The 25590-nt window shown below is 67.0% G+C and carries 24 protein-coding genes and 1 riboswitch; of the genes, 19 read left to right on the plus strand and 5 right to left on the minus strand.

Going from position 1 to position 25590, the window contains the following annotated elements; all coding sequences use genetic code 11:
- Positions 1-141: 141 nt before the first annotated feature.
- Complete coding sequence (locus OG326_RS13805) at positions 142-1566, minus strand: DUF349 domain-containing protein (protein WP_327145023.1); 1425 nt, start codon at positions 1564-1566, stop codon at positions 142-144.
- A gap of 175 nt (positions 1567-1741) precedes the next feature.
- Here OG326_RS13805 and OG326_RS13810 point away from each other — a divergent pair, with 175 nt between their 5' ends.
- From OG326_RS13810 to OG326_RS13845, 8 genes are all read left to right on the plus strand, one after another.
- Positions 1742-2491, plus strand: coding sequence for a hypothetical protein (locus OG326_RS13810; RefSeq protein WP_327145024.1), 750 nt, complete (start codon positions 1742-1744; stop codon positions 2489-2491).
- Positions 2488-3420 (plus strand): tRNA (adenosine(37)-N6)-dimethylallyltransferase MiaA, encoded by a 933-nt coding sequence (gene miaA / locus OG326_RS13815; protein ID WP_327145025.1) that lies wholly within the window; start codon positions 2488-2490, stop codon positions 3418-3420. The genes OG326_RS13810 and miaA overlap by 4 nt, the downstream gene beginning before the upstream one ends.
- Positions 3421-4242, plus strand: coding sequence for a TrmH family RNA methyltransferase (locus tag OG326_RS13820; RefSeq protein WP_327145026.1), 822 nt, complete (start codon positions 3421-3423; stop codon positions 4240-4242).
- 84 nt (positions 4243-4326) lie between these two features.
- The gene (gene dapF / locus OG326_RS13825) at positions 4327-5220 is read left to right on the plus strand and encodes a diaminopimelate epimerase (protein WP_327146481.1); all 894 of its coding nucleotides are present in this window, start codon (positions 4327-4329) and stop codon (positions 5218-5220) included.
- A 212-nt stretch (positions 5221-5432) separates the two neighbouring features.
- On the plus strand, positions 5433-6821 hold the full coding sequence (hflX, locus tag OG326_RS13830) for a GTPase HflX (RefSeq protein WP_442791030.1): 1389 nt from the start codon (positions 5433-5435) through the stop codon (positions 6819-6821).
- 99 nt (positions 6822-6920) lie between these two features.
- A complete protein-coding gene (locus OG326_RS13835; protein WP_327145028.1) occupies positions 6921-7790 on the plus strand; it encodes a lysophospholipid acyltransferase family protein in 870 nt (289 codons plus the stop codon).
- 194 nt (positions 7791-7984) lie between these two features.
- Positions 7985-9130: an acyl-CoA dehydrogenase family protein gene (locus OG326_RS13840; RefSeq protein WP_327145029.1), complete on the plus strand. Its 1146-nt coding sequence runs from the start codon at positions 7985-7987 to the stop codon at positions 9128-9130.
- Between the two features lie 373 nt (positions 9131-9503).
- On the plus strand, positions 9504-10004 hold the full coding sequence (locus tag OG326_RS13845) for a hypothetical protein (protein WP_327145030.1): 501 nt from the start codon (positions 9504-9506) through the stop codon (positions 10002-10004).
- A gap of 60 nt (positions 10005-10064) precedes the next feature.
- On the opposite strand, the gene OG326_RS13850 is transcribed toward OG326_RS13845, so the two are convergent.
- A complete protein-coding gene (locus OG326_RS13850) occupies positions 10065-11084 on the minus strand; it encodes a DUF3089 domain-containing protein (protein ID WP_327145031.1) in 1020 nt (339 codons plus the stop codon).
- Positions 11085-11185: 101 nt separating this feature from the next.
- Between OG326_RS13850 and OG326_RS13855 the strand changes: the two genes are divergently transcribed.
- From OG326_RS13855 to OG326_RS13865, 3 genes are all read left to right on the plus strand, one after another.
- A complete protein-coding gene (locus OG326_RS13855) occupies positions 11186-12451 on the plus strand; it encodes a hypothetical protein (protein WP_327145032.1) in 1266 nt (421 codons plus the stop codon).
- Positions 12452-12573: 122 nt separating this feature from the next.
- Positions 12574-14235: a hypothetical protein gene (locus OG326_RS13860; protein WP_327145033.1), complete on the plus strand. Its 1662-nt coding sequence runs from the start codon at positions 12574-12576 to the stop codon at positions 14233-14235.
- Positions 14236-14306: 71 nt separating this feature from the next.
- A complete protein-coding gene (locus OG326_RS13865) occupies positions 14307-14711 on the plus strand; it encodes a hypothetical protein (RefSeq protein ID WP_327145034.1) in 405 nt (134 codons plus the stop codon).
- A 10-nt stretch (positions 14712-14721) separates the two neighbouring features.
- On the opposite strand, the gene OG326_RS13870 is transcribed toward OG326_RS13865, so the two are convergent.
- Positions 14722-15663: a hypothetical protein gene (locus OG326_RS13870; RefSeq protein WP_327145035.1), complete on the minus strand. Its 942-nt coding sequence runs from the start codon at positions 15661-15663 to the stop codon at positions 14722-14724.
- A gap of 195 nt (positions 15664-15858) precedes the next feature.
- On the opposite strand from OG326_RS13870, the gene OG326_RS13875 reads away from it, so the two are divergent.
- Entirely contained in the window at positions 15859-16434 is a 576-nt protein-coding gene (locus OG326_RS13875; RefSeq protein WP_327145036.1) for a hypothetical protein, read from the plus strand.
- 4 nt (positions 16435-16438) lie between these two features.
- Here the strand turns inward: OG326_RS13875 and OG326_RS13880 are convergent, their stop codons facing one another.
- Positions 16439-17743, minus strand: a complete 1305-nt coding sequence (locus tag OG326_RS13880) for an MFS transporter (RefSeq protein WP_327145037.1) — start codon at positions 17741-17743, stop codon at positions 16439-16441.
- A 134-nt stretch (positions 17744-17877) separates the two neighbouring features.
- Here OG326_RS13880 and OG326_RS13885 point away from each other — a divergent pair, with 134 nt between their 5' ends.
- The 6 genes from OG326_RS13885 (at position 17878) to OG326_RS13910 (ending at position 23391) form a co-directional block, all read left to right on the plus strand.
- A complete protein-coding gene (locus tag OG326_RS13885; protein ID WP_327145038.1) occupies positions 17878-18855 on the plus strand; it encodes an alpha/beta hydrolase in 978 nt (325 codons plus the stop codon).
- Positions 18856-18967: 112 nt separating this feature from the next.
- Entirely contained in the window at positions 18968-19594 is a 627-nt protein-coding gene (locus OG326_RS13890; RefSeq protein WP_327145039.1) for an FMN-dependent NADH-azoreductase, read from the plus strand.
- On the plus strand, positions 19572-20792 hold the full coding sequence (locus OG326_RS13895; RefSeq protein ID WP_327145040.1) for an MFS transporter: 1221 nt from the start codon (positions 19572-19574) through the stop codon (positions 20790-20792). The genes OG326_RS13890 and OG326_RS13895 overlap by 23 nt, the downstream gene beginning before the upstream one ends.
- Positions 20793-20907: 115 nt before the next feature.
- Positions 20908-21021, plus strand: a riboswitch (SAM riboswitch).
- A 17-nt stretch (positions 21022-21038) separates the two neighbouring features.
- On the plus strand, positions 21039-21827 hold the full coding sequence (locus OG326_RS13900) for an AfsA-related hotdog domain-containing protein (protein ID WP_327145041.1): 789 nt from the start codon (positions 21039-21041) through the stop codon (positions 21825-21827).
- Complete coding sequence (locus OG326_RS13905; RefSeq protein ID WP_327145042.1) at positions 21824-22555, plus strand: HAD family hydrolase; 732 nt, start codon at positions 21824-21826, stop codon at positions 22553-22555. The genes OG326_RS13900 and OG326_RS13905 overlap by 4 nt, the downstream gene beginning before the upstream one ends.
- On the plus strand, positions 22552-23391 hold the full coding sequence (locus OG326_RS13910; RefSeq protein WP_327145043.1) for a hypothetical protein: 840 nt from the start codon (positions 22552-22554) through the stop codon (positions 23389-23391). Before OG326_RS13905 ends, OG326_RS13910 begins: the two co-directional genes overlap by 4 nt.
- A gap of 47 nt (positions 23392-23438) precedes the next feature.
- Here OG326_RS13910 and OG326_RS13915 read toward each other — a convergent pair whose 3' ends face one another.
- Entirely contained in the window at positions 23439-24059 is a 621-nt protein-coding gene (locus tag OG326_RS13915) for a TetR/AcrR family transcriptional regulator (protein WP_327145044.1), read from the minus strand.
- A 71-nt stretch (positions 24060-24130) separates the two neighbouring features.
- On the opposite strand from OG326_RS13915, the gene OG326_RS13920 reads away from it, so the two are divergent.
- Complete coding sequence (locus OG326_RS13920; protein WP_327145045.1) at positions 24131-25570, plus strand: carotenoid oxygenase family protein; 1440 nt, start codon at positions 24131-24133, stop codon at positions 25568-25570.
- Positions 25571-25590 lie beyond the last annotated feature (20 nt).

The following is a 25590-nucleotide window of genomic DNA, read 5'->3' on the forward strand; positions in this document are numbered from 1 at the left end:
GACAAAACAGCGCATCGCCCCGCCGCACAGCGGTGGTTACCGCTGTGCGATATGGACGAGCGCTGTTCGATCAGCTGAAGCCGACGGGAATGGCCTGGGACAACCGATTCGGTTGTCCCAGGCCATTCCCCGTACCTGTGCTCAGCGCTGGCTGACGGCGCCTTCGGCGGCTTCGGCCCATTCGCGCCACTGCTTGGCCTGTTCGAGGGCCTTTTCGGCATCGCGGGTCTTGCCTGCGGCCTGGGCTTTTGCGGCCTGTTCCTCGAATTGGGCTACGCGCTCGCGGAACTGGGCGGCGCGGGCCATGGCTTCGGGATCGGAGCGGCGCCACTGGGCGTCCACGGCGTCGCGGACGCGCTTTTCGACGGCGCGCAGGCGGGCCTCGAGGTCGTGGATGCGCTCGCGCGGGACCTTGCCGATGGCGTCCCACTTCTCCTGCAGATCGCGCAGGGAGGCGCGGGCGGCGTCCAGATGTGTTTCGGGATCGAGCCTTTCGTAATGCAGCAGCAGCTCTTCCTTGGCTGTCGCATTGTCCTCGAATTCGGCGTCCCGCTCGGAGGCGGCGGAATTGCGGGCCGCGAAGAACACGTCCTGTGCCGCCTTGAAGCGCTTCCACAGCTGCTCGTCCGCCTCGCGGGGGGCGCGGCCTGCGGCCTTCCACTCGGCCAGCAGATCCCGGAAGACGGCGGCGGTGCCGGCCCAGTCGGTGGAGCTGGAGAGCTCCTCGGCCCGCACGCACAGCCCTTCCTTGTGGGTCTTGGCGGACGCGCGCTCACGATCGAGTTCGGCGAAGTGCGCACCCCGGCGGCGGTTGAACGCCTCGCGAGCCTTGGAGAAGCGCCGCCACAGCGCATCGTCGACCTTGCGATCCACGCCGCGAATGGTCTTCCACTCGTCGAGGATCTCGCGCAGCCGGTCGCCCGCGACCTTCCACTGGGTGGATTCGGCGGCGATCTGCTCGGCTTCGGCCGCCAGCGCCTCTTTGCGCTCGGTTTGCTCGTGCCGGGAGCGGTCCTTCTCCTCCTTGGCATGTGCGGCGGCCTCGTCGGAGTGCTCGATAATGGCCTGCAGGCGGGTGGTGAGCCCATCGATATCACCGATGACGGCCGCGGTCGGCAATGTTTCGGCAAGCGCGGTGGCGGCGGCCTTGGTCTTACGGGCGTCGGTGCCGGCGGCGAGCCGGGCCTCCAGCAGCGCCACCTCGGTGGCGATATCGTCGAAGCGGCGGCCGAAGTGGGCCAGGCCCTCGGCGGTATCGCCGGCCTGCCACGAGCCGACAACCCGCTCGCCCTCGATGGTCTTGACCCAGGCGGTGCCGTCCTCGTCGACCCGTCCCCACTGGCTGGGGTCACTCACGGCGGGCACCACCACCGGATGCGGATGCGGTGTCGCCGCGCCGGGAGCGGCCTTGACGGCGTGTGGTTTCGGGGCTTCCGGTTTGCGCGGCCCGGGCCCCGGACGGGGACCGGCGACGGTGGCCGGTGACGGTCGAGCGGCGGCGCCGGGCACAGGCGTCGGGGCCGACTCCGGTTGGGTAGCCTTTTCGTTTCCGCTGTTCTCGGTCATCGCTCCTCGTCCCTGCCGCGCGTCACGGCTGCCTGGTTACGCCCTAGCTCATCTGTCTAACTCAACCCATTCAACCAGGCTGGGGTGCGAAATGCTGTCTTTGAGGCCACCTGGGTGGCGCGGCGACCCGGGCGGGGTGGGGCTGGTGAGGCACGGTAGCGCTACGGTTGACGGCGTGTTCTGTGTTGCGTCGCTGGTTCCCTCACCGCCCGCCCTGGTACCCGAACTCGGGGGCGCGGCGGGCGCAGCGGCCGACGGCGAACCAGCTGTGCTGCGCAGGGCTGTTTTGTCCGCTGCCGGCGCGCTTGCCGAGCAGGTCTCGCGCTGGATCGTGGTCGGTGCGGCCGAGTCCGATCTGGTGCTGGGCCCGGAGACGGCGGGCACGTTCCGGGGCTACGGCGTCGATGTACGGGTGGGTTTGTCAAGGGCCGTGGCATCTACGACAGCGGATCCGGCGCTGCCGCTGCCGATGCTGATCGGTGGCTGGCTCCGCGCACAGGTCGCTCCGGAGGTCTCGGCGCAGGCCCGCCTGATAGCCGCCGACAGCACTGCGGCGGAGTGCGTGGCGTTCGGCGCCCGATTGCGCGCCGAGCTCGATGCCGAGACCGACCGGTATGGCGTCCTGGTCGTCGGCGACGGTGCGGCAACCATGTCCACCAAAGCCCCCCGATACCTCGATGCCCGCGCGGAAGCGGTGCAGGCGGATATCGATCGAGCCCTCACGGCGGGGGACCGGGCCGCACTGGCCGCCCTCGACCCGCGACTGTGCGCGGAACTGGATGTGTCCGGCCGCCCCGCCTACCAGATCCTGGCCGGGCTCTTCAGTGCGGACGACACCGATCCGAAGGTCGAAACCCGCTATGCCGCAGCCCCGTTCGGCGTCGCGTACCACGTGAGCGTCTGGTACCCGGGCGGCGCCGCATGATCACCCCCATCGCGGTCGTCGGCCCCACCGCCACCGGAAAATCCGATCTGGCACTGGATCTGGCCGAGCGACTACACGGCGAAATCGTGAATATCGACGCCATGCAGCTGTATCGGGGTATGGATGTCGGCACCGCGAAACTGCCGGTCGCGGAACGCCGCGGCATCGCGCACCACCAGCTGGATGTTCTCGATATCACCGAGACCGCGACGGTCGCCGCCTATCAGACCGCGGCGCGCGCGGATGTCGAGGCGATTATGGCGCGCGGCCACACACCGGTCATCGTCGGTGGTTCGATGATGTACGTGCAAGCGCTACTGGATGATTGGGACTTCCCGGCCACCGACCCGTCGGTTCGCGCCAAATGGGAAGCCCTGCTGGACGAGCGCGGCGTGGTGGTCGTGCACGAAGCGCTGCGGGCCGCGGATCCGGTCGCCGCCGCCACCATTCTCCCCACCGACGGCCGCCGCATGGTGCGCGCCCTCGAGGTGGTCGAACTGACCGGCAAACCCTTCGCCGCCTCCGCCCCGCAGATCGGTGAACCCCGATGGGGCGCCGTCATTCTGGGCGTGGACCGCGAGACCGCCGAACTCGACGCACGCATCGAACTGCGCACCGCGGGCATGTTCGAATCCGGTTTGGTCGAGGAGGTGCACACCCTCATCGACCAGGGCCTGCGCGAAGGCCAGACCGCCCGCCGCGCAATCGGTTACGCACAAGTCCTGGACTACCTGGACAACGAATACGACCTGAACGAAGCACAGGAGCGCACCTTCATCGGTACCCGGCGCTATGTCCGGCGACAGCGCTCCTGGTTCCGCCGCGATACGCGGGTGCGATGGGTGAACGGCGCGGATCCCGATCTGGCGGTGACGGCACTGGCGCTCGTCGACTCCTCGACCGAGAAGGACGAACAGGAAGTGCGGTAAGTGACCCGTCGCGCGAACGCCCGCAATGCCTCGGTACAGGTGTGGCAGGCGTACCTGAACAATCGCGCCAGCCGACTTCGGGACAATCGGTTTCTGGTGCACGGTATGCGTCCGATCGCCCAGGCGCTCGAATGTCGTTGGCCGCTGGAGACTCTCGTCTACCGCCTGGGCGGCCCGGAGCCGTCGGCCTGGGCCCGGGAGGTGCTCGATTCCAGCGGTGTGCCGAGCGTCGGACTGGTGCCGGAGGTGATGTCCGAGCTGGCCGAACCCTCGCAGCAGGTGCCGGAACTGGTGGCGGTGGCCATCGCCCGGCGCATGGAGCTCGAGGATTTCGCGCCCGGCACACCCGATCACCCGCCGAATGTGGTGGTCATCGACCGCCCGGCCTCGCCCGCGCGCCTGGGTGGGCTCATTCGTTCGGCGGCGGCCTTCGGGGCGGGCGGTGTGATCGTCACCGGTTCGGGCGCGGACCATTACGATCCGCGCAGCGTGCAGGCGTCCGCCGGAGCTCTTTTCGCGGTGCCCGTGCTGCGCGCCTCCGGACCTGCGCAGGTGCTCGCCTTCCGGGACCGGCAGCGCCGCCGCGGTATCGCCACCCGTATCGTCGGCAGTGACGATCACGGCGGAATCGCCCTCGACGAGCTCGCATTCGACGGCGGGACCGTACTGGTCCTCGGCGATGAGAGCGAGACGCTCGGCTCCGCCTGGCAGCAGGCGTGTGACGAGCTGGTGTGCATTCCGTCCGACGGCACGCTCGGTGCGCCGTCGGCGGCGGCGGTGGCGCTGTACGAAATTTCCCGGCAGCGCCGGGCGTTGCGGTGAAAACTTCGGGTCCGGGTGCGGACAACGGTGTGGGTGAGGACGACTGTGGGTGAGGACGGCATGGTGAACGAGAGCGCGGCTGATATCGAATTCAGCAAAGGACACGGCACCCAGAACGATTTTGTGGTGCTGCCGGATCCGGACGCGTGGCTGGAGCTGACCGAATCGCGTATCGCGGCCCTGTGCGATCGCCAGCGCGGTATCGGCGCGGACGGCGTGTTGCGCGTGGCGCGTGCGGGTGCGCTCTTCGAGAACGGCACCCTGCCGGTGCTGCCCGAGGGTGTGAGCGCGAGCGACTGGTTCATGGACTACCGCAATGCCGACGGCTCGATCGCCGAGATGTGCGGCAACGGCGTCCGTGTCTTCGCTCACTATCTGGTCGCCACCGGTCTCGAACAGCGCGAAGAGTTCGTGGTCGGCAGCCGCGCGGGCGCGCGCCCGGTGGTCGTGCACCACGCCGATCCCGTCCATGGTGAGGTCACCGTCGCCATGGGCACGGTCCGCGTGCTCGGTGAGTCGGCCGCCACCCTGGACGGCCGCGAATTCACAGGTCTCGGCATCGACGTCGGCAACCCGCACCTGGCCTGCGTGGATGCCACCCTCACGCACCAGGAACTGGGCGAACTCGACTTCACCCACGCCCCGTCCTTCGACCACACCCTCTTCCCGAAGGGCGTGAACGTGGAAATCCTCACCGCCCTCGGCGTCGCCTCCGACGGTCAGCGCGGTGTGGACATGCGCGTCTTCGAACGCGGCGTAGGCGAAACCCGTTCCTGCGGAACAGGAACCGTCGCCGCGGCCGCCGCCGCCCTGGCCCGCGACGGCTTCGACCTCGCCACCGACACCGGCCACGTCCAGGTCCACATCCCAGGCGGAACGGTCACCGTAGGAATCGAAAACGGCGCAGCCTGGCTCCGCGGCCCTTCAGTCCTCGTAGCCACGGGAACCATTGCCGCCAAGTGGTGGCAAGACGCGTAATCACGGGGGTGTGGGGGGCAGGCCCCCCACTCTCAGTCTCGCGGCGAGAATCGCCGTGAAATAACCGAATGCGCCATTCGGTTGGTCCGTGGGACCATGGAAGGCGTATGAGTAAACAAGAGACGTACGAGTTCACTCCCGCTGAGGAGAACACCGGCGACGCCGAGGCCGAGACCGGTTGGTCCGAGTCCGCATCGCCGACAGTCGGTGAGATGCAGCTCGACGAGCGCGCCGCATTGCGCCGCACCGCCGGGCTGTCCACCGAACTCGAGGATGTCACCGAGGTCGAGTACCGGCAGCTGCGCCTGGAGCGTGTGGTGCTGGTCGGCGTCTGGACCGAGGGCAGTACCGCCCAGGTCGACGCACGCATGGCCGAGCTGGCCGCCCTCGCCGAGACCGCCGGTTCGGAGGTGCTCGATTCGCTGATCCAGCGCCGCGATAAACCGGACAAGGCCACCTACATCGGCTCCGGCAAGACCGAGGAGCTGCGGGCCATGGTGCTCGAGACCGGCGCCGATACGGTCATCCTCGACGGTGAACTGAGCCCCGCGCAGCTGACCGCGCTGGAGAAGATCGTCAAGGTGAAGGTCATCGACCGCACCGCTCTGATTCTGGATATTTTCGCCCAGCACGCCACCTCCCGCGAGGGTAAGGCGCAGGTCGCGCTGGCGCAGATGCAGTACATGATGCCGCGACTGCGCGGCTGGGGTGAGTCCATGTCCCGGCAGGCCGGTGGTCGCGCCGGCGCCAATGGCGGTGTGGGTACCCGTGGTCCCGGTGAAACCAAGATCGAGACGGATCGCCAGCGCATTCGTGAGCGCATGGCCAAGCTGCGCCGCGAAATTCGTGAGATGAAGACCTCCCGCGATACCAAGCGGGCGCGCCGCATCGAGAGCGGCGTACCGCAGGTGGCCATTGTCGGCTACACCAATGCGGGCAAGTCGAGTCTGATGAACTCTCTCACCGGCGCCGGATTGCTGGTGCAGGACGCGCTCTTCGCGACCCTGGATCCGACCACCCGTCGCGCCGCGCTGGAAGACGGGCGTGAGGTCGTCTTCACCGATACCGTCGGTTTTGTGCGGCATCTGCCCACCCAGCTGGTCGAGGCCTTCCGCTCCACCCTCGAAGAGGTCACCGGCGCGGATCTGCTGCTGCATGTGGTGGACGGCTCCGATCCGCTGCCCGACGGGCAGATCAAGGCGGTGCGCGAGGTCATCACGGATGTGCTGCGCGACACCAAGACTCCCGCGCCGCGGGAACTGCTGGTGGTCAACAAGATCGACGCCCTGGAGCCGATGGAGCTGACCCAGCTGCGCGGCTGGCTGCCGGACGCGGTCTTCGTCTCCGCTCACACCGGCGAGGGTATCGAGACCCTACGCGCCCAGCTCGCCAATATCCTCGGCGGTCTGGATGTGGAGGTCAGCGTGCTGCTGCCCTACACCCGCGGTGATCTGCTCGCCCGCATTCACGCCGACGGCCGCATCATCAGCTCCGAGCACGTCGAGTCCGGAACCCGGGTCCGCGCCCGCGTGCCCCAGTTCCTGGCCGCTGTGCTCACAGAATTCGTTTCCGCCGGTACGGAGCCTGCTGAAATCGACTGAGCCGCAACGGATCCACTAGGGGTGGGCTCACCCGGCCGAGTCCCCTGCGGGGATTTTCGTTAGCATGCTGCTATCGAAATCTCTGCAGGGAGGGATGTCTTGTCTCGAAATGACGCTCGAGAATCCGAGGCTCAGGGGCTCACCGATGGGGCTCCGCTACATGTCGCGCTGACCGAGCTGGATCGGCGCGCGATCGAATTACTGGTGGCCCCGTCGCGGGCCTGGTTCAGCCCGCGCTTCTACGGCCTGGAGAATTTCCCGGCCGAGGGCCCGGTGCTGCTGGTCGGCAACCACACCCTGGCCGGCGGGACGGATGCGCCGGTGCTGGCGCACGAGATCCTCGTCAAGCATGACCGGCTGGTCCGCGGCCTCGCCGAGAATGTCCTCATCGATGTGCCGGTGCTGCGAGATGGCTTGCACCGCTTGGGAGTTGTGCGCGGCAATCGGCACAACTGCTACTCGCTGCTGGAGGCGGGCGAGGCGGTGGCGGTATTCCCCGGCGGTGGCCGGGAAGCCATGCGTGGCAAGGGGCAGAAGTACACACTCCTGTGGGAGGGCCGAACGGGCTTCGCGCGCATGGCAATCGAGACCGGGACGCCGATCGTGCCGATCGCCATGGTCGGCGGTGACGATATCTACGACATCGTCTTCGACGGCAACCATCCGGTCATGCGCCCGCTGCGCAAGGCGGTCACGGGCCTGGGGTTGCGCGCGAATCTGACGCCGCCGCTGATTCGCGGTCTCGGCCCGACACTGGTGCCCAAACCGGAGCGCTTCTACTACGCGCTGGGCACGCCGATCGATACCAGCCCGTGGCGCGATGCCCCGGATATCGAAGCCGCCGCGGTCGAACTGCAGGTGGTGACGCGCAAGGCGCTCGAGGGTGAGCTCGATTTCCTGCTCGCCGAGCGGTCCCGCGACCGCGGCCGTCATCTACTCGGCCGCACCCTCTCCGCCGTCGGTCTCTGACCGTTCAGGCCTGCTGAACCCGGCCGCTCGGGCCGCCCGGTAGTTTACCGGGGTTCATCTGCTTCGAGCCGCGACGTCAAAGGCGACTGTCGCAGTTCGAACCACTTTCCCGGGGTTCGAAGTTAACCCTGATTCGACTTTCTAGTACCGTATGGGCAGAGGCATGTGCCGATGTGGTCACTCAGGAGGTTGGCGTGGAACGCACTATTTTCGAACCTGAACACGATCTGTTCCGGGAGTCGTTCCGAAAGTTTCTCGATCAGCATGTCGCTGCCAACCACGAGCAGTGGGAGCACGACGGCATCGTCGATCGCACGGTCTGGCTGGAGGCCGGCAAGCAGGGCTTCCTGGGCATGGCCGTGCCCGAGGAGTACGGCGGCGGTGGCGTGAAGGACTTCCGCTACAACGCCGTCGTCACCGAAGAGGTCACCTACGGCCAGTACTCCGGGCTCGGCTTCGGCCTGCACAATGACGTGATCGCCCCCTACCTGCTGGAGCTCGCGAACGAGGAGCAGAAGCAGCGCTGGCTTCCCGGTTTCTGCTCCGGCGAGATCATTACCGCCATCGCCATGACCGAGCCCGGCACCGGCTCGGACCTGCAGGGCATCAAGACCCGCGCGGTCAAGGACGGCGACGACTGGATCCTCAACGGCTCCAAGACCTTCATCACCAATGGCATCAATGCCGATATCGTCATCGTGGTCGCCCAGACCGATCCGGCCAAGGGCGCCATGGGATTCTCACTGCTGGTGGTCGAGCGCGGTATGGCCGGTTTCGAGCGGGGCCGCAATCTGGACAAGATCGGCCTCAAGGCGCAGGACACCGCGGAACTCTCGTTCCAGGATGTGCGCGTTCCGGGGAAGAACCTGCTCGGCACCGAGGGTCAGGGTTTCATCCATCTCATGCAGAACCTCCCGCAGGAGCGGCTGTCCATCGCCGTCATGGCGGCAGCGGCCATGGAGGGCTCGCTGCGCGGCACCATCCAGTACGTGCGTGATCGCAAGGCGTTCGGCAAACCCATTGGCGCCCAGCAGAACACCCGCTTCGTCCTGGCCGAGCTGGCCACCAAGACCACGGCCGTCCGCGTCTTCGTCGACCGCTGCATCGAGCTGCTCAATCAGGAGAAGCTCACCGTGGAGGAGGCCGCCATGGCCAAGTACTGGAGCACCGAGGAACAGCTCGACCTCATCACCAAATGCCTGCAGCTGCACGGCGGCTACGGGTACATGCGGGAGTACCCGATCGCCAAGGCGTACATGGATGCCCGGGTGCAGACCATCTACGGCGGCACCACCGAGATCATGAAGGAGATCATCGGGCGCAGTCTGAAACTGGCCTGATAGGACCCGGTTTCGGCGCCCCGCGCCGAGCCTGCCGGAGCTTGGTTTTCCCGAGACCCTCGTTACTCCTTACGGAGTGGCGAGGGTCTCGGCATAATTGATTGCGGCGCAACGTTATCAAGGGTTGTGCCGGGGGTGGGCGGTCCGAAGGTCCGACCAAAGGAGTACCCGGGCAGCGACCTGCGGGCGATGCCCGGGGCCGCCGAATCGCGCAGAATCGCTGGGGTGGTTCGTTACCGCAAGCATTCTGTAGGGAAGTTCCCAGCCTTGACGGATTTGACGCACAGGTTCGGAGACGAGGGTAGCTCTAGCAACCCGAATCGTCCGTCACAGCGATGTGAGATCTGATCGACCTGGTGAAATGGAGAAGACAGTGCCCGCTACGTTTCCGAGATCAGTCGCCGTGGTTATGCCGGATGTCGCGCACGACTACAGCCGCCTCGGGTGGACGGTGGCCGCAACCGCCAATGGTTCCTGCCTGATCACCGATCAGGCGACAGCGGCAATCGAGGTCAGTGGTGTGCTGGCCGCGCGGGTGGGCCAGTTCCTGCGCGCGAACAAGCTGATCGGCCCGGTGATCGAGATGCCGGGGCCGCAGCGCCGCGAAATCCACCTGGTGGTCGGTATTGCCAAGGCGGCGAAGGCGATCGAAGCACTGCGCGCCGCCGGCGCCATCGTGTACACCGACGGCGCCGCGGTTCCGCTGCCTCCGGCCCGGTGGGCCAGCGGTTCGGTGCGCTGGCAGATTTCCCCGGACGAGGCCCGCTGGGTGCCGCCGGTGGTCGCGGTATCGGCCGCGGTGCGTGCGGCGGGCAGCATCGGCCGTGCGGCCGGCGGTGTCGGCAAGACGCGCCTGGTCGACATGGCCTGCTGAAACCATCTGCTTGAGACCCACTGCTTGAAACCCACTGCCGGAGGTCGGCTTCCGGAGATATCAGTGCAGGTAGGCCGCGCTCTGAGCGGCTACCAGATCCACCAGATCCCGCTGTGCGAGGTTGAAATCGAGCAGGTGCAGTCCCCAGGTGTCGTTCGGCAGGGCGGGCAGCAGTGCGGCGCCCGGTCCCGAGACCATCAGCACGTGCGGTCCGTCGCCGCCGGTGCACCGGGCGGTGAATCCGCCTGCCGCACTGCCCGCGACGCTGCCGTGGATCGGGGCCTCGAGATTGTCGTGCAGGGCGGCCGGATTGGTGCACAGCACCTCGTAACCGGGCCCGTACGGCAGACTCCCGCGGACGGCCGAATCATCGGGGACCTGCGGCGAAACACCGAAGCGAGTATCGGCCGGCGGCGTTTTCGAATAGGACGAATACGCGATGACGCAGCCGATCTGACCCGGGTCGGTGCACGCCGGAACGGACGTGAAATCGCCGCCCGCCGTCGCGCCCTTCCGGACCAGCACATTGCCGCCGAGCAGCACTGCCGAAACCAGGTGTGACTGCACGGGTTTGCCGTCGATTCGATTGTGGATCAGGGTCCGCAGCATCCTCGCGCCCTGCGAATGCCCGATGAGCACCACTCCGCGCCCGTTGTTGTGGTGCGCCAGATAGTCGTCCCAGGCGTTTTCGACGTCCTGGTACGCGAGGTCCGAGGCCGCGCTGCGGTCCGGGACGGATCCGGTGAACAAAGCGCGCAGCGTCGCCTGCCGGTACACCGGAGCCCACACATTGCAGTCCGCACCGAAGGGCCCCGCCTGTGCCCGGGCGACTTCCCGCAGTTCCGGCGAGGGATCGAAGTTCGCGTTCGTGGTCTGCTGCAGTGAGGCGGTGGGATAGACGTAGAAGCAGTCGACGGGTGCGTCCGAACGGCCGCCGCACGGGTCACCGGCCTGGCCGGGGCTGCACAGCCAGGTGCTTTCCGGTGCGGCGGCCGCGGTGGGCGCGACGGCCGCGAAGCCGGCGACAACCGCGAAGACCGCGCTACACAAGAGGGCTGCGGGGACGGGGATGCGAATCAATTGCGAAACTCCTTGCCGTAGTGCTCGAGATCTGCGGTGAGAGCCGGCACGGGACCGAGTACGCCGTCAGTTTAGGTGCGCGGGTGTACTAGCTTGCTGGCATGAAGTTTTTGCTCCCGGCATTGGCCGGTGCCGCGGTGGCCGTGCTGACTGCCGCTGCCGCACCGATCACCCATGCCGATCCCGGCGCGGGCTCGGCCGACATCGCGGACGGATGCTCCTGGTCGATGGAACTGTCGCCGCGCACCCTGGGCACGCTGAACTTCGCCTACCCTGACAGCGGTGCGTCGTACTGGATCCTGCCGTACCAGGTCAGTCCCACGCTGAATATCACTGTCTCCGGCCAGTTCCCGGATGCGCGATACATGTCGTTCAATACCTACGACGGTAAGTTCAGCAGCTTCACCGCCGCGGGCATCGATTCCGCGCTGCCGGATGATCACATCACCCCCGCCGCCGATGCGGTCAACCCGTGGCAGCGCGCCGGTGCGCCCGGCGGCGACTACAGCATTGCGGTGCGCGCGGATGCGAGCCCGGGACAGCCGAATGTCCTCCCGCTCACGCCGACCGGAACCAGCAGCGGGATCGGATATCTGATCTATCGCGTCTATCTGCCCGTCGGTGGTCCCGACGCGGTGTCCCTGCCCAGCGTGACGCTCACCGATCACGGGACGTCGAACACCCTGCGCCCCTGCGTCGGTGGCGTCGCGGGCGCGGCGATCGGGAACGCGCTCGGTGCGGCCGACGATCTCATCGCGCTGCGTTCGATGCTGCCGTCCGCGGCGTCGGCGCCGACCGGTTTCCGGCGGGTCACCGGCGCGGGTGCGTTTCCCAATGTCGACAATGCCTATCTGGCCGATGCCCTCGATCGCCCGGCGGACGGCCAGGTTGTTGTCATCCATGGCAAGGCCCCCACCGTCCCTTCGGGCCCGCATCCCGCGCCGTGGCCGAATTCGAGCGCCGACGTCCGCTACTTCTCGCTCTGCGTCAACCTGCTCGACCTGCCCGGCCCGGTGGTGCGGAACGTGCTGCCCGACAGCACTGTTGATGTCGGTTGCCGCAATGACACCGATACTCGCATCGACTCGAGCGGTGACTACACCTATGTGGTCGGCACCGAGCAGCAACGGGCCGCCCTCGAGGCGATTCCCGGTGTCACCTTCGTGCCCTGGTCATCACAGAGCCCGAATGCCCGGCATGCGATTCTGCTGCGGAATATGCTGCCCGACAGCACCTTCGGCGAGGCTGTTCAGCACGTGGCGCCCGACTCCGATCCGGCGGCCGCCGCCACGGTCATGGGCGACTACTACCCCCGCACCGCCACCTGCACCCTCGAAGCGCTGCAGACCGGCGGCTGTTCGGCCTGAAAATCCCTCCCACCGGGGCGGATCGGCAGCGCGAGCCGCGATTTCTGGGGTGATGTCCACTTCGATCCGGACGCGCTACAGTGCAACTTCGCGGGATTGCACTGCCGATTTGGGGTTCGGAAATGTCTTACGGGGCTCGGATTTTCGCGGTCTGGTTGATACCGCCGGCATTGATCGGCGTGATCTGGCTGTTCTGGGCGGTGGTGGCTCCGGGGTTCGGTACGCAGAACGGCTTGCGGGCATGGTTCTTCAACGTTTTCGAGCACGGCAGCGGACTGTGGTGGGCGCTCGCCTATGTGGCCGTCGGACTGCTGGCGTACGGGGTCACCGAATCCCTCAGCGTCCTGAACGGGATCGGGGCGCTGTTGCTGGTGGTGGCGGTTGTCGGCGCCGGGGTGTTCCTGTTCGGGCTCGACAAGAACGAGGGCCGTTTCTACGCGGGTGCCGCGACGTTCTATGTCCATGACCCAGCACATGTTCCGGGTTCGGTGCATCTGCTCGCGGACGGCGGTGCGCACGATTCCGGCGGCTGCGCGATCAAGGGCCGCCACGATGTGTACGGCTGCATCAAGCAGGGTGACCTGTCGCCGGCGGGCTGGGATCCGCGAGTCGGCTCACTCGACGGCGCGCAGATCGCCCTGTCCAGGGCGACCGGGGACGTGCAGGCGGTCAGCCTCCGTACCGAGACCATCACCTACCTCAATGGCAAGGACGGCGCCTCGGGTGCGTGGAGCGGTGTTCTCGACGGCAGCGGTATCGATGTGCCGCTGGGCGGTGTGGCGCAGTGGACGGGTCAGGGCAATGCCACCGAATGCAACTTCACCGGCGATTACGGCATCGACCGTGCGTTCGGCGGTGCGCGCAAGAACAGTTTGAACAATCTGCTGCAGGAGAAGTACCCGCTGCTCGGCTTCGAGATGAGCGATGTGTGGGGTTACTGCGACGGCAAGGAGCCGGTCGTGGCCATCCCCGTCACCGAGCCGGTGCCCTGGACCCACCGCACCGTGACCGCCCCCGCGGGTGTGATCACCGTGCGCGGCGACCACGGCCACATCAAGCTCGACTATCAGCGTGATGTGGCGGCCGGTGCGCTGCCGGGACCGGTCTACCCGAAATCCCTGACGGCATACCAGCGGACCGAGGACCGGTGGGCGGCGGGCCGAGAGAATATGAACCGCAACCACTTCGGCTTCGACCCCGCCGCCTCCGGCGCGCAGAGCGGCAATGTCTCCGAGTACCTGCTGCGCGACAAGACCACCGGCCGCCTGCAGTGGGTCACCCCGATGACCTTGCGCGGCAGCACATCCGAGCTGTTTGTCGCCTATTCGATCACCCCGGCCGACGAGGTGCACCGGGGCACTCTGAACCCGCAGTCGGTCTATGTCCTCGACGACAGCGACCCGCGCCGTATCAATATCGACAATCTGGATGCCGATGCCCGCTCGTGGCTGGCGACCAATGCCGGAACGGTCATGTCCAACGGCGGCAAGCTGGTCGAGTTCACACCGATCGACGGTGATACCTGGCGCGGCTTTGTCGAATTCAACGGCCGGGTGGCCTATCGCGTGGATATCAGTGCGAGCCACAAGAGTCCGGTGCAGCTGGTGAAACTCGACGACACCGGAGCGACGGCCCCTGCGACAGCCCCGGGTCAGTCACCGGCTGCGGCCAATGCGGACTGCGCCAAGGACCTCGCCTCCCTCACCCCGGCCCAACTGGCCCAATGCGCCAAGGTCTTCGTCGACGAACTCGCCGGTCGACAGTCCCAGCAACCGCCCCGATAGGCCCTGTGCGACGCGCCGGGCCGACCGGTTCTCCCACGGTGAGCGCCGATGGGCTGGACCATGGAGACATGGTGACTATCCGGAAGTGTCAGCGTTATGCCTGTACAGCGACCGTTTTCGTAGCCATGGGCGCCGCTGTGGCGTTCACCGCCGCACCCGCGTTCGCGGCGGGCACCATCCAGATCGCCGGCGCCGCGGCGGACGAGGTCGGGGTCCGCTACACCTGTGATGCCGCCGCCGGAGTGGCGAGCATTCAGGTGATGGCCGGGGACCCCAATGCCAACAGCGCGGCGGCCACCGGCGCGCAGAACAATCCGACCTGTGACGGTGCCGAACACACCGGCACCGTCTCCCTGTCCGCGGTCGCCGGCCAACCGCAGCTGGCGAAGGGCCAGAGTGTGCAGGTACGGGCCGCTCTGGTCGATCAGAGCGAGACCGTCATCTCGGGCACGGCCGCCGTCATCACCCTGGACTGAGCCCATCCGCTCAGGGGATCAGGGGCCGCAGCTGGGCCACGCCGTCGGTGAGTGCCGCACCGGCGGCGGACCAGCTGATATCGGCCGGCTGTGAGGTCAGCACCACCACGGCGTAGCGCAGCGGCTGTAGCGGACCCAGGCCGACCAGTCCGGTGGTGTCCAGGGTGGTGGAGCTGTCCAGGGACATCCAGCCCTGCTTGACGGCCCAGTCGTCACCGTTGAGCCCGTCCGGAATACCGAAGTACTGATCGGTGCCGTCCGCGGAGATCTGTGTGGTGCCCCGCAGCGCCGTGAGGATCAGATTGCTCGCCGAGGGCGGGGCCTGCGTGGTGAGCCACTGGTAGAGCGTGACCACATCCTGTGGGGTGGTGAGGGTTTCGCCCCATTCACTGGAATCCTCGGGCGCCTGCGTGCCGGGCATGCCGACGAGATTAGCCATCCGGGTGACGATGGCGTCGCCGCCGTCGGCATCCCAGAGCGAATCGGCGATATCGTCGTCACTGGTGGCGAGCATCTGCTGCAGCTGCGCCGTGGTACCCGAATCGGGTTGCCAGCCTTGGCTTTGCATGGCATCGAGAGCAATCAGAACCTTGACCACCGATGCCGTGTAGAACTGCTGATCGGCATTCAGGTCGGCGAGCACCGCCCCGGTCTGGGTATCGACCACATCGATGCCCACGGTGGTGCCGGGTGAAGCGGCCTGAATGGCCGACTGCACCTGCAGGGCGATCGCCTGCGGGGACGGGCCGGGGAGACCGGGGGCGGCGGCCACGGGCGCCGCTGTCGTCACCGGGGGAGCGGTGGCGGGTTGCTGCGTTGTGGCGATCGGGGGGTGGACGGTGGCGAGCGCACTGGGTGCGGTGCTCAGGGCCACGGTGACTGCGGCGATGATGACGCCGATGGCAATCCACAGCCACCGTACCTGCGGTGATCGAGACTTGTTCTGGCTCATGCTCAATTAATCGCCGTGAAGCTTGGCGGCCTTGGTGACCGAGCTGTCAGTTCGCTGTCAATCGTCTGACCGGGCGTAATAGTCGGTGCGCATGAGTAAATACCGACGGGTCTCATTTCAGTGACGCAGGGGTTCAGTTAACCAATAGCGAACTAGCATCACTGGTAGGTCGGGGTCGACCAGTTGGAGGCAGTGATGGATTCACGCCGCAAAACCATTCGAAATGCCCTGGTTAGGTTTCTCGCTCTCGCCGGACTGGGCGCTGCTTTTGCACTCAATCCCTTCACCGCGCCCATTGCGTCCGCGGACGCCGATTACGGCGGCGGATGCGTCCTGTACGACGGGAACCCTGCGGCAACAATTGACTCACTGCGTTTTCGGTGTGGTCCTGCCCAGCAGGACAATATCTTCCGCGATGCCGCGCAGGGGGCGGTACCGATGGGAGTGAAGAACGGCTGGGTGATCCGGCCGCTCGATATGGCGGCCTGGACGCCCGCGGTGTGGATCGGCAAGACCTTCTACACCGGTCCGGACGGCGGATATCTGATGAACCGCATCACCCCGGCCGGCATCGAGGGCTGGCCCGCGAATGTGTACAGCGCGCCCGCCATTCTCGACGGCCGCCCGACCTGGGCGCTGAACTACGCGCCCTCGCCCACCCCGCAGATCTACGACGAGATCCGCGAGATCACGCCGGGCGTGTGGTTCGGCTACTCGTGGTCGCGTGATCCGGGCGGACCGGTCGCGCTGCTGACCTTCGCGCTCGCTTGAGCGTTCACGGGTGGGCCGACACCACGCGCGGCATGGCCGCCACGGTGCCCGGGCACGGTGCCGGGCAGGTGGCTGCGGCCAGTGCGGTGTGCGGACTGCGATGTCGCACCGAACCGAGCATGGCGAGGGTTTCCAGCGCGATGACGATCGTGCCGTAGGCGTAGGTGGTGGTGGCCAGGCCCAGCCGGGTCTGGCACAGCCCCGCGATCACGGTGGGCACGCTCAGAGCCAGATAGGAGACCACATAGATCGCCGTCACGACCTCGGCGCGATTCTCCGCGGGTGAGAGACCGGTGAGCAGGCGCAGGGCCCCGGAGAAGGACGGGCCGAAGCCGATTCCGGCGATAATGCTGGCGGCGAAGAACAGCGCCGCCGAATGCGTGGCCACGCCCAGCATTGCCACGGCGACGCCCGTGATCAGCAGCAGCGGACCCCGCCGCAGCGCCTGATCGATGGTCCAATCGCGGGCCAGCAGGGCGGTGACAGCCGAAGTGCCCTGCAGTGCAACAACTACCAGCCCACCGGCCAGCGGGCTGGAGAGATGGAACTGCACCCGCATGAGAGCGCTGCCCAGGGCGAGATACAGCCCGCCCAGCGCCCAGGTGGCGGTGATCGACGGAAGCATGGTGACAAAGGCGGCTCGAACCTGCGGTGGCACCGACACTTTCGGCCGCAGCGACGCCAGCGCGCGCCCATCGGGCGCCACGGTCTCCGGAATCACCAGCACACCGAGGGTGATCACCACGAATGCCGCCGCCAGCAGCCAGTACACCAGATGCGTGGGTGCGGGCGCGTAGGCGACCAGCAGTCCGGAACAGATTGCGCCCAAGGCCAATCCGCCGCCCGCCGCCACATTCGTCATCAGCGCCCCCAGCCGCGAATCTGCGGGTTGGAGATCGATGAGCGTCGCGCTGATCGCCCCCGTCGCCATCCCGGTGGCAATGCCCTGCAGAATGCGCGCCGCGAAAAGCCATGACACCGAATGCGCTTCGGCGAACACCAGCGTCCCGGCGAGCTCGAGCAGCACCGCTCCCACCAGCACCGGCCGCCGCCCGACATGATCGGACAGCGATCCCGCGAACAGCAGCGTCACCAGCAACGCCAGCGCATTGACCGCATACACCGCCGTGGAAACCAGCGGCGAGTAATGCCACATCTGCTGATACACCGGATACATCGGCGAGGGCGCCGCCGAGGCGAACAACAGCAGCGCCAGCGCCGTCGACAGCAGCCAGAACGCGGCGGACTGCGATATCCGATAACGCCCCGGCGCCTGCACGGCCCCGGCTCTTTCGGGAAGGTCTTGCATCGCCCCAGACTTCCAGAGTTTCCCGCAATCGGCCCGGTATCGGGGCACCGTCCGTTCATCGTCGTTGCCCGAGAGGCTGACAAACTTTGCCCGGCAGGGGAATAGGGGTAGGGGATCGGGAGTTGAGTGCAGGCATGACTTACGCATTCGATCCGGAGTTGGCACCGTGGGTGGATCGGCTGCGGCCGGCGGATTATCGAGATGTTCCGGGGGCGCGCGCTCAGATGCGTGAGCTGTTCGCGGGACGACCTCAGGTGCGGGTGCCGGACTCGGTGCGGATTCGAGATCTGGTTGCTCGGGGTGACGATGCGGGTGTCGAGGTGCCGGTGCGGGTCTATACGCCGGTGGATGGGGAGGGGGCGCTGCCTGCGCTGCTCTATGTGCACGGTGGCGGGTTCGTGCTGGGTGACCTGGAGATGGTGCACGCCAAGATGATTCGGTTCGCGGCGGAGGTGGGGATTGTGGTGGTGTCGGTGGACTACCGGCTGGCGCCCGAGCACCCGTTCCCGGCCGGTCTGGAGGATTCCTATGCCGCGCTGCGGTGGGCGGTGCGGGAAGCGGGCGAGCTGCGGATCGATACCACTCGGATCGGGGTGGCCGGCGACAGTGCGGGTGGCGCCATTGCGGCGGGGCTCGTTCTGTTGGCGCGGGATCAGCATGGGCCCGAATTGTGCTTCCAGCTCTTGGATTTCCCTGCCACCGACGATCGGTTGCAGACCCCTTCGGTCATCGAATACGACGACACCCCGAATTTGGACGGCCCCAGTCTGCAGGTGATCTGGCGGCACTATCTGGGTCCGGAGGTCGAACCCGGCAGTGCGGACGTGTCGCAGTATGCGGCCGTGGCGCGGGCGACGGATCTGTCCGGCCTGCCGCCGACCTACATTTCGACCAGCCAGTTCGACCCGGTTCGGGATGACGGCATCGACTACGCCCAGCGTCTGGCCCGAGCGGGTGTGCCGACCGAATTGCATTTGTACCCGGGCACTTTCCACGGCTCCGGCCTCGTCGCCGATGCCGCGGTGAGCCGTCGCGCCGCCGCTGATCAGCTCGACGCGCTGCGCCGCGGATTGCGGGTGGAGGCGTCCGCGTCCGAGCCCGCCGGGGTGTAGGGCAGGAGCCGCATCGCGCCGGATGGGCTTGCGATCACCGCGCACGTAACCCTCGTGAGGCGCAGCGGCACATTGATATTCCTTGGACTCTCTTGTCCACGAAAGGATTTCAATGACCACCCTGCTGCATATCAATGCCTCGGCCCGTGGCGCGCACAGCCAATCCAGGGCGCTGGCCCAGACCTTCATCGAGGGTCTGACCGCGCGTGATCCGGAGCTGATCGTCGAGACGCTGGATCTCTTCGAGGCTGAACTGCCCGAATTCGGCACGCACGCCGCCGAAGCCAAGCTCGCGCTGTTCACCGGCCGGGATCAGACCCCGGAACAGCTGGTGGCCTGGGAGCAGGCGCGCACGGTCTTCGACCGCTTCGCGGCGGCCGATCAGTACGTCATCAATATCCCGATCTGGAATGCGGGCGTCCCGTACATCTTCAAGCAGTGGGTCGATATCGTCACCCAGCCCGGCTGGGCATTCACCTTCGATCCGGAGACCGGCTACTCCGGGCTGCTCACTCAGAAGCGCGCGGTCACCGTCTACACCAGCGGCGTGCATCAGCCCGGCGTGCCGGTGGAGTTCGGCTCCGACTTCGCGACCCCGTTCGTACAGGACTGGCTGAACTTCGTCGGTATCAAGGACATTGCGGAAATCCGGTTCGCGCCCACGGTGCTGACCGAGGATGCGCAGGCCGGGTTCGCGACAGCTCAGGAGCGTGCGCGTGAGCTCGCCGCCGGATACTGAGCAGCAGGTCTGGGCGCCGACCGGGCGCACCGTCGGGGCCGTCTGCGCGGTGGGAATTCTGGTGGTCGGCCAGCTGTATGTGGTGCTGCCGGTGCTGAATCGGCTGGCGCAGGACTGGGATACCTCCAAATCGGCCGCGACCTGGACCACCACCGCATTCGGATTGGCCTACGGCGCAGGCTTTCTGGTGACCGGACCGCTCTCCGATCGCTGGGGGCGGCGGCCGGTCATCGTCGGCGGGCTCATCGCCACGGTGGTCAGCTCGCTCATCGTTGCTCTCGCGCCCGATGTGGGCACCGGGCTGGCGGCCCGCATCCTGCAGGGTCTCACCGCCTCGTTCTTCGCCCCGGCCGCCTTCGCCTATCTGTCGGAGCGCATTGCGCCGGAGCGCAGGATCTTTGCGCTCACCTGCCTGACCAGCTCGTTCCTCGCGGCGGGTGTGGTGGCGCAGGTGCTGGCACAGCTCATCGCGAATGCATGGGGATGGCATGCCATCTTCATCGTGGGCGCTCTCGCATTCGTGGTCTCGGCCGTGGTCCTGCAGGTCGTGCTGGAGGGCGCCGCCGACGAAAGGAAGAACACCGCGCCCTCGGCGGGATTCGGTGAGACGGTGCGCACCGTCTTCTCGCCCTTCGCAGCCCTGCTGCGGCAGGGCCGGCTGGTGCTGCTGTATGCGAGCTGCCTGGCGGTGCTCGGCTCGTTCGTCGGGCTCTACACCGGTATTCAGCTGGCACCGCCGCAGGGTGTGGGATCGAGCAATGGTGCGCTACTTGCCTTGCGGGCCAGTGCGATTCCCGCCATGATCGCGGTGCCATTGCTCGCCGGACGGCTCGGTGTGATCACACCGAGCACCCGGGTGATCGTCGCACTGGGCATCGCCGGGATAGCGGCCGCGGTGACAGCGATTCCGCTCGGCGGAGTCTGGGTCGCGGTCTGGCTGCTGGTGTTCGTCGCGGCGATCGCCGTCGCGGCTCCGGCCGCCGTGCAGGCGATTGCGGCGCGGGCCGGTGCGGCCCGCGGCGCGGCGACCGCGCTCTACACCTTCGCGCTTTTCGTCGGTGCCAGTGCGGGTCCGCAGCTGGCGAATCTAGTTGCCCACAGCGGGTATTCGGCGGTGGCGCTGGCCATTGCCGGACTGTCGCTGGCGGGTGCGGCGCTCGCCTACGCCTCGGCGCGGGGGACCGCCGCAGCAGCCTGAATCGGAGTATCCGGCGGGGGCCATCGGCGTCCTCCGCGCGGCGCGACGGGGGTTTTCACCACCCTGGTTTGAATCGTTGTCTGTAATTCACTGCGCCACATAGTTTTTCAATCACGGTCATGAGTTCCAGCGTCAAGCCCCGGCTTGCTGGGCGGCAACCCTCCAGCGACGGCGGGGTGCTCCGGGTGACGACCGGATGGCGGCAGAAGCGCCGCCATAAGCGTGCTCGCTCTCGGAGGTAGAACCATGTCTGTAGCCCAACTTTCCTCGGCGCATCCTGCCGCCGAACCCTTGACGGCCGGCGCGATACTGCTGGTCGCCGACCGGTTCCGGGGCATTGCCGAGGACGACCGGGCCTTTACGGTGTCCGGGCTGGTCGCCGCCCTGCGCGGCGGCCGGCTGCGGGAGGCGACGGAGCCGCTCACCATCCATCTCGGGCAGGGCGTCACCGGCCACGATCTGGACTATGTCGAGCATGTGGCGACCGTGCACGCTCCGGCCGGAGTGCAGGTGACCGGTCCGGTCGCCGAGCCCGCGCCGCGACACCAGGTGCACAAGTATCAGAACTCGAATGTGCTGCTGGCCAACCTCATTCGGGAGAACGACACCGAGTTCCGGGCCGATCTGCGGATTCACGGTGACAATGAACTACTGCTGGACCACCAGACCGGCGAACACGTGCAGGGCCTGGTGATCGTCGAGGCGGTCCGGCAGCTGTTCCTCGGGGCGTTCGAGCTGGAGTACGGCCGGCGCTGGCCCGAGCAGCACTTCTACATCGTCTGGAACAGCATCGAATTGGAGTTCACGTCGTTCCTGTTCCCGCTGCCCGCCACCCTGCACGCGGTCCTCACCCCGGTCGCCATCGAGGATCCCGCCAAGCTGGAGTTCGCCATCGAAGTGGATGTGCGCCAGCTCGATCGCAGCGTGGCGACCGCCCGCATCACCTACGCCGCCCTGCCGAACGAGCGCATTTCGCAGATCGAACGGCACAAGGCGGCCAAGGCGATCGCGGCCTACCTCGGTGCGGTGGCATGAGCGCCCCCGCTGCCGCGGCCTTCTTCGATGTCGATGAAACCCTCATCACGGTCAAGAGCATGTTCGCCTTCCAGCGCTTCTGGCTGGCCGAGCATGGTGACGACGGCGCCGAATACGCGCGACTGAGCGGGGAGGTGAAGGAGCGGGCGGCCGCGGGCGTGCCCCGGGAGGAGGTCAATCGGCACTATTACCGCGCGTATCGCGGTGTGCGTGCCGACGAGCTCGCCGCGGCGGGCAGGCGGTGGTTCGAGGCCTTCACCGCCGAGGGCGCCGCCTACTACACGGACGGGGTGGAAACACTGCGCGCCCACCGTGATTCGGGGGTGGTGACGGTTCTTCTCTCGGGATCGTTCGCCGCGCCGCTGGCCCCCGTGGCGGCGGCGCTCGGCGCGGATCACCTCATTGCCACCAGCCTGGTGGTGGATGAGAACGGTCTGCTGACCGGCGAGATCGAACGCCCGATGATCGGTGCGGGCAAGGCCGATGCCGTGGTGAGATTCCTGCTCACACACGGAATCTCGGTCGAGAACACCTATGGCTACGGCGATCACGCCAGTGATCTGCCGTTCCTGCGGGCGGTCACGCACCGGGGCTTCCGGGGTGACGATCCGGTGCTGGTCGAACAGGCGAGCGCCGGGAGCTGGATTCATCTGAGCGACAGGGTGAGTGCCGCGATCGGTGACCCCGGCCGGATTCTCACGGAGCAGGAAGCGGTAGCGGTGTGGTGACCAGGACGTACGAGCTGACCCCGACCACCCAGGGTCCGCTGTATCCGCCGAGCGAAGTACTCGATGCCGCAGGCGATTTCATTGTTGTCGGCTGGCTGAACGAACCCGGTCCGGACGGTTCGGTCGCGCGGTGCTGGGGCCGGGCCATCGTCTCGGCCGAGACGCCGGTGCCGAAGTTCGGTGCGCTGGCGCCGTATACGGTCGTGCGCGAACTCCCGGAGGAATTGCCGGAGGCGGATGCGGCAAGCGTGCTGTACACGCTCCCACTTCCCTTGCCCGCCAATAACTATCCGATGGTGTTCGCGCCCGACCAGCGGCCCGACGCCGATACCGTGCGGCGTCCGAGCTACCCGTTCCACGAGACGCCGATTCCGGATCTGCGCCCCGAGGACGGCCGCAGGCTCACCACCCCGGTGACCCTGGGGGAGTGGCTGCGGGCGCGCGGCAGTGTCGAGGTCACGGTCGATGCGGAGGGCCGAACAGGCGAATTCCGTTTCGAATTCACCGATCTCATTCCCGATTCGCTCTACACCGTGATGTCGTTGCGCAGCAATGACCTCGACCCGGACGCACCCACGCGTCCCGGGCCGCTCGGGGTGCCCAATGTGTTCATCACGGATCCGGACGGTTCCGGCGCCTATCGTGCCGTACTGCCGAATCCGTTTCCCGATCCGGCCTTACCCGGCGCGAATCGGATCATCAGCGTTGTAGTGCTGTGGCAGAGCTATCAGCAGAACTACGGCGGAGCCATCGGCCACTTCGGACTCGGTGGCGATATTCATGCGCAGCTGAAGCTGCCGAGCCCCACCTTCGAGGAGTTCCTGACGAGAGATTGAAATCCGTGTGTGCGGTGTGACGGCGGGGTCCTTCGGGCCCCGCCGTTCTACTCGGTGAGCGTGCGCACCGACAGCCGCGCGCATTCGGCCGCCAGTTCGGCGGTGGACAGCGGCAGGCTGCCCTCGAGCCAGCCCTCGATCAGCTGATTGACCCCGCCGGTGATGAACAGCGCCGCGCGGCGCAGTGATTCGGGATCGAGTTCGGTATCGAGTGCGGTCGGCGCGTACTGCACAACCAGATCGGCGATGATGCCGAGCATGGCGTGCCGGCGCTCCGCAAGCCCCGCCACCCCGGCCGGATCACTGGTCGCGATGCGGTGGATATGCGGATCACCGGCAACGATATCGAGCAGGGCCTGCAACCCCGATTGCAGCTTTTCCGCAGCGCCGCCCGCCTCGGCCACGCCCGCCTGAACCATGGCGGTGAGCAGTTGATCGCGGAGCTGATCGGCAATGGCCACCAGCAGTTCGTCGCGATGGGCGAAGTGCTCGTAGAAGTAGCGATCGGTGAGCCCGGCCGCCTTGCACACCCCGCGCACGGTCACCGCCGCCGTGCCCGATTCGCCCCACAGCTGCCGCCCGACCGTGAGCAGCCGGGTGCGGCGTTCGGCGCGCCTGTCCTCGGCGCTCACGCCGCCATAGCTGCGAACCACTCCCGGCCTTGTCATTGACAGCAATCCTAGAACACCGTAACAATTGGACGACGCCTGTCGTCAGAATGCGGATTCAAGGGAGAATCATGGCCACCGATGAGCTGTCGGCTTCCACCACCGACCTGTACCGGCGGGCCTACGACCCGCTGCCGGACGAACTCGACTACCGCGTGACGCAGATCGACGGCGCACTGCCCAAAGAGCTGACCGGCACCCTCTATCGCATCGGCCCGGGTAAGTTCCAAGTCGGAAAGACACTGCTGCACAGCATCTTCGACGGTGACGGCATGGTGTCGCAGCTGGTGCTGGACGGTGATTCGGTGCACTACCGCAATCGCTATGTGCGCACCCGGCACTTCGAGCACGGGCAGCGCTCGGACCGGATTCGCTATCGCGGTGTGGGAGACCAGATTCCGGGCGGCCCGCTCGCCAATATGGGCCGGATGGCCGAGAACGTCGCCAATACCAATATCGTGAACTACGCGGGCGGATTGCTGGCGCTCTGGGAGATGGGCAATCCCCACCGCATCGATCCGGACACCCTGGAAACCCTGGGGCGCTTCGACTTCGACGGCAAGCTCGGCTTCCTGGGCGCGTTCTCCGCGCATCCGAAGTGGGATCCGGACACCGGCGATATGTACAACTTCGGCCTGGATCTGCTGCCCACCCCGCGCATTCGCACGTATCGGGTCGACCGCGGGGGAAAGCTGCACACCCTGGCCACCATCCCCATGCTGGATCTGCCCTGGAACCACGACTTCGCGCTCACGCAGCGGTATCTGGTGTTCGTGCTGGACCCGCTGCTGCCGGATCTGCGGAAGATCACCCTCGCCACCCACAGCTTCATCGATTCCCTCGATTTCAAGCGGTCCAAGGGCACCCGCTTCGTGCTCGTGCCGAAGAACGGCGGCAAACCGCGCATTGTCGAACACGAGGCGCTACTGCACGTGCACCTCACCAATGCCTATGACGACGGTGACGATGTGGTCATCGAGCTGGTCCGCTTCGATACCGAATGGCGGGAATTCCGGCGCTTGACCAGTGCTGTCAACTCGCCGGAGGCGCCGCGCTTCCCCTCCTCGCGACTTATGCAGTACCGGATCACCAAGGGCGGCACCGTGATCGAACGCGAGCTGACCGGAACCAGCTGCGAATTCCCGCAGTTCGACTGGCGACGCGGCACCCGTGCACACCGCTACAGCTATCTCGCCGCCATGGGCTCGAACGCCACCGGCCTGCTGAACTCGATCATGAAGGTCGACCATCGCACCGGCGTCACCACCGACTGCGATTTCGGGCTCAGCGCTGTCGGCGAGCCCCTCTTCGTGCCCCGGACGAAGGAGGCCGGTGAGGATGACGGCTGGCTGCTGTTCCTCAATCACGCACTCGCCGAGAACCGTTCGCAGCTGGTCGTTCTCGACGCCCGTGATCTGGAGCGCGGACCGCTGGCCACCGCATGGCTCGAGCACCACATCCCCTGGGGCTTTCACGGCACCTTCACCCGCAGGCAGGCGGCCGTGGGGTAGTTCCCCGAGTCAGCGGTCCC

This window comes from Nocardia sp. NBC_01327 (genome assembly GCF_035958815.1).
GTDB lineage: Bacteria > Actinomycetota > Actinomycetes > Mycobacteriales > Mycobacteriaceae > Nocardia.

Coding starts and splice junctions, on each gene's coding strand:
- OG326_RS13805 (WP_327145023.1), bottom strand. CDS start 1,566: ATGACCGAGAACAGCGGAAACGAAAAGGCTACCCAACCGGAGTCGGCC.
- miaA (WP_327145025.1), top strand. CDS start 2,488: ATGATCACCCCCATCGCGGTCGTCGGCCCCACCGCCACCGGAAAATCC.
- hflX (WP_442791030.1), top strand. CDS start 5,433: ATGCAGCTCGACGAGCGCGCCGCATTGCGCCGCACCGCCGGGCTGTCC.
- OG326_RS13855 (WP_327145032.1), top strand. CDS start 11,186: ATGAAGTTTTTGCTCCCGGCATTGGCCGGTGCCGCGGTGGCCGTGCTG.
- OG326_RS13860 (WP_327145033.1), top strand. CDS start 12,574: ATGTCTTACGGGGCTCGGATTTTCGCGGTCTGGTTGATACCGCCGGCA.
- OG326_RS13870 (WP_327145035.1), bottom strand. CDS start 15,663: ATGAGCCAGAACAAGTCTCGATCACCGCAGGTACGGTGGCTGTGGATT.
- OG326_RS13875 (WP_327145036.1), top strand. CDS start 15,859: ATGGATTCACGCCGCAAAACCATTCGAAATGCCCTGGTTAGGTTTCTC.
- OG326_RS13880 (WP_327145037.1), bottom strand. CDS start 17,743: ATGCAAGACCTTCCCGAAAGAGCCGGGGCCGTGCAGGCGCCGGGGCGT.
- OG326_RS13885 (WP_327145038.1), top strand. CDS start 17,878: ATGACTTACGCATTCGATCCGGAGTTGGCACCGTGGGTGGATCGGCTG.
- OG326_RS13890 (WP_327145039.1), top strand. CDS start 18,968: ATGACCACCCTGCTGCATATCAATGCCTCGGCCCGTGGCGCGCACAGC.
- OG326_RS13900 (WP_327145041.1), top strand. CDS start 21,039: ATGTCTGTAGCCCAACTTTCCTCGGCGCATCCTGCCGCCGAACCCTTG.
- OG326_RS13905 (WP_327145042.1), top strand. CDS start 21,824: ATGAGCGCCCCCGCTGCCGCGGCCTTCTTCGATGTCGATGAAACCCTC.
- OG326_RS13915 (WP_327145044.1), bottom strand. CDS start 24,059: ATGACAAGGCCGGGAGTGGTTCGCAGCTATGGCGGCGTGAGCGCCGAG.
- OG326_RS13920 (WP_327145045.1), top strand. CDS start 24,131: ATGGCCACCGATGAGCTGTCGGCTTCCACCACCGACCTGTACCGGCGG.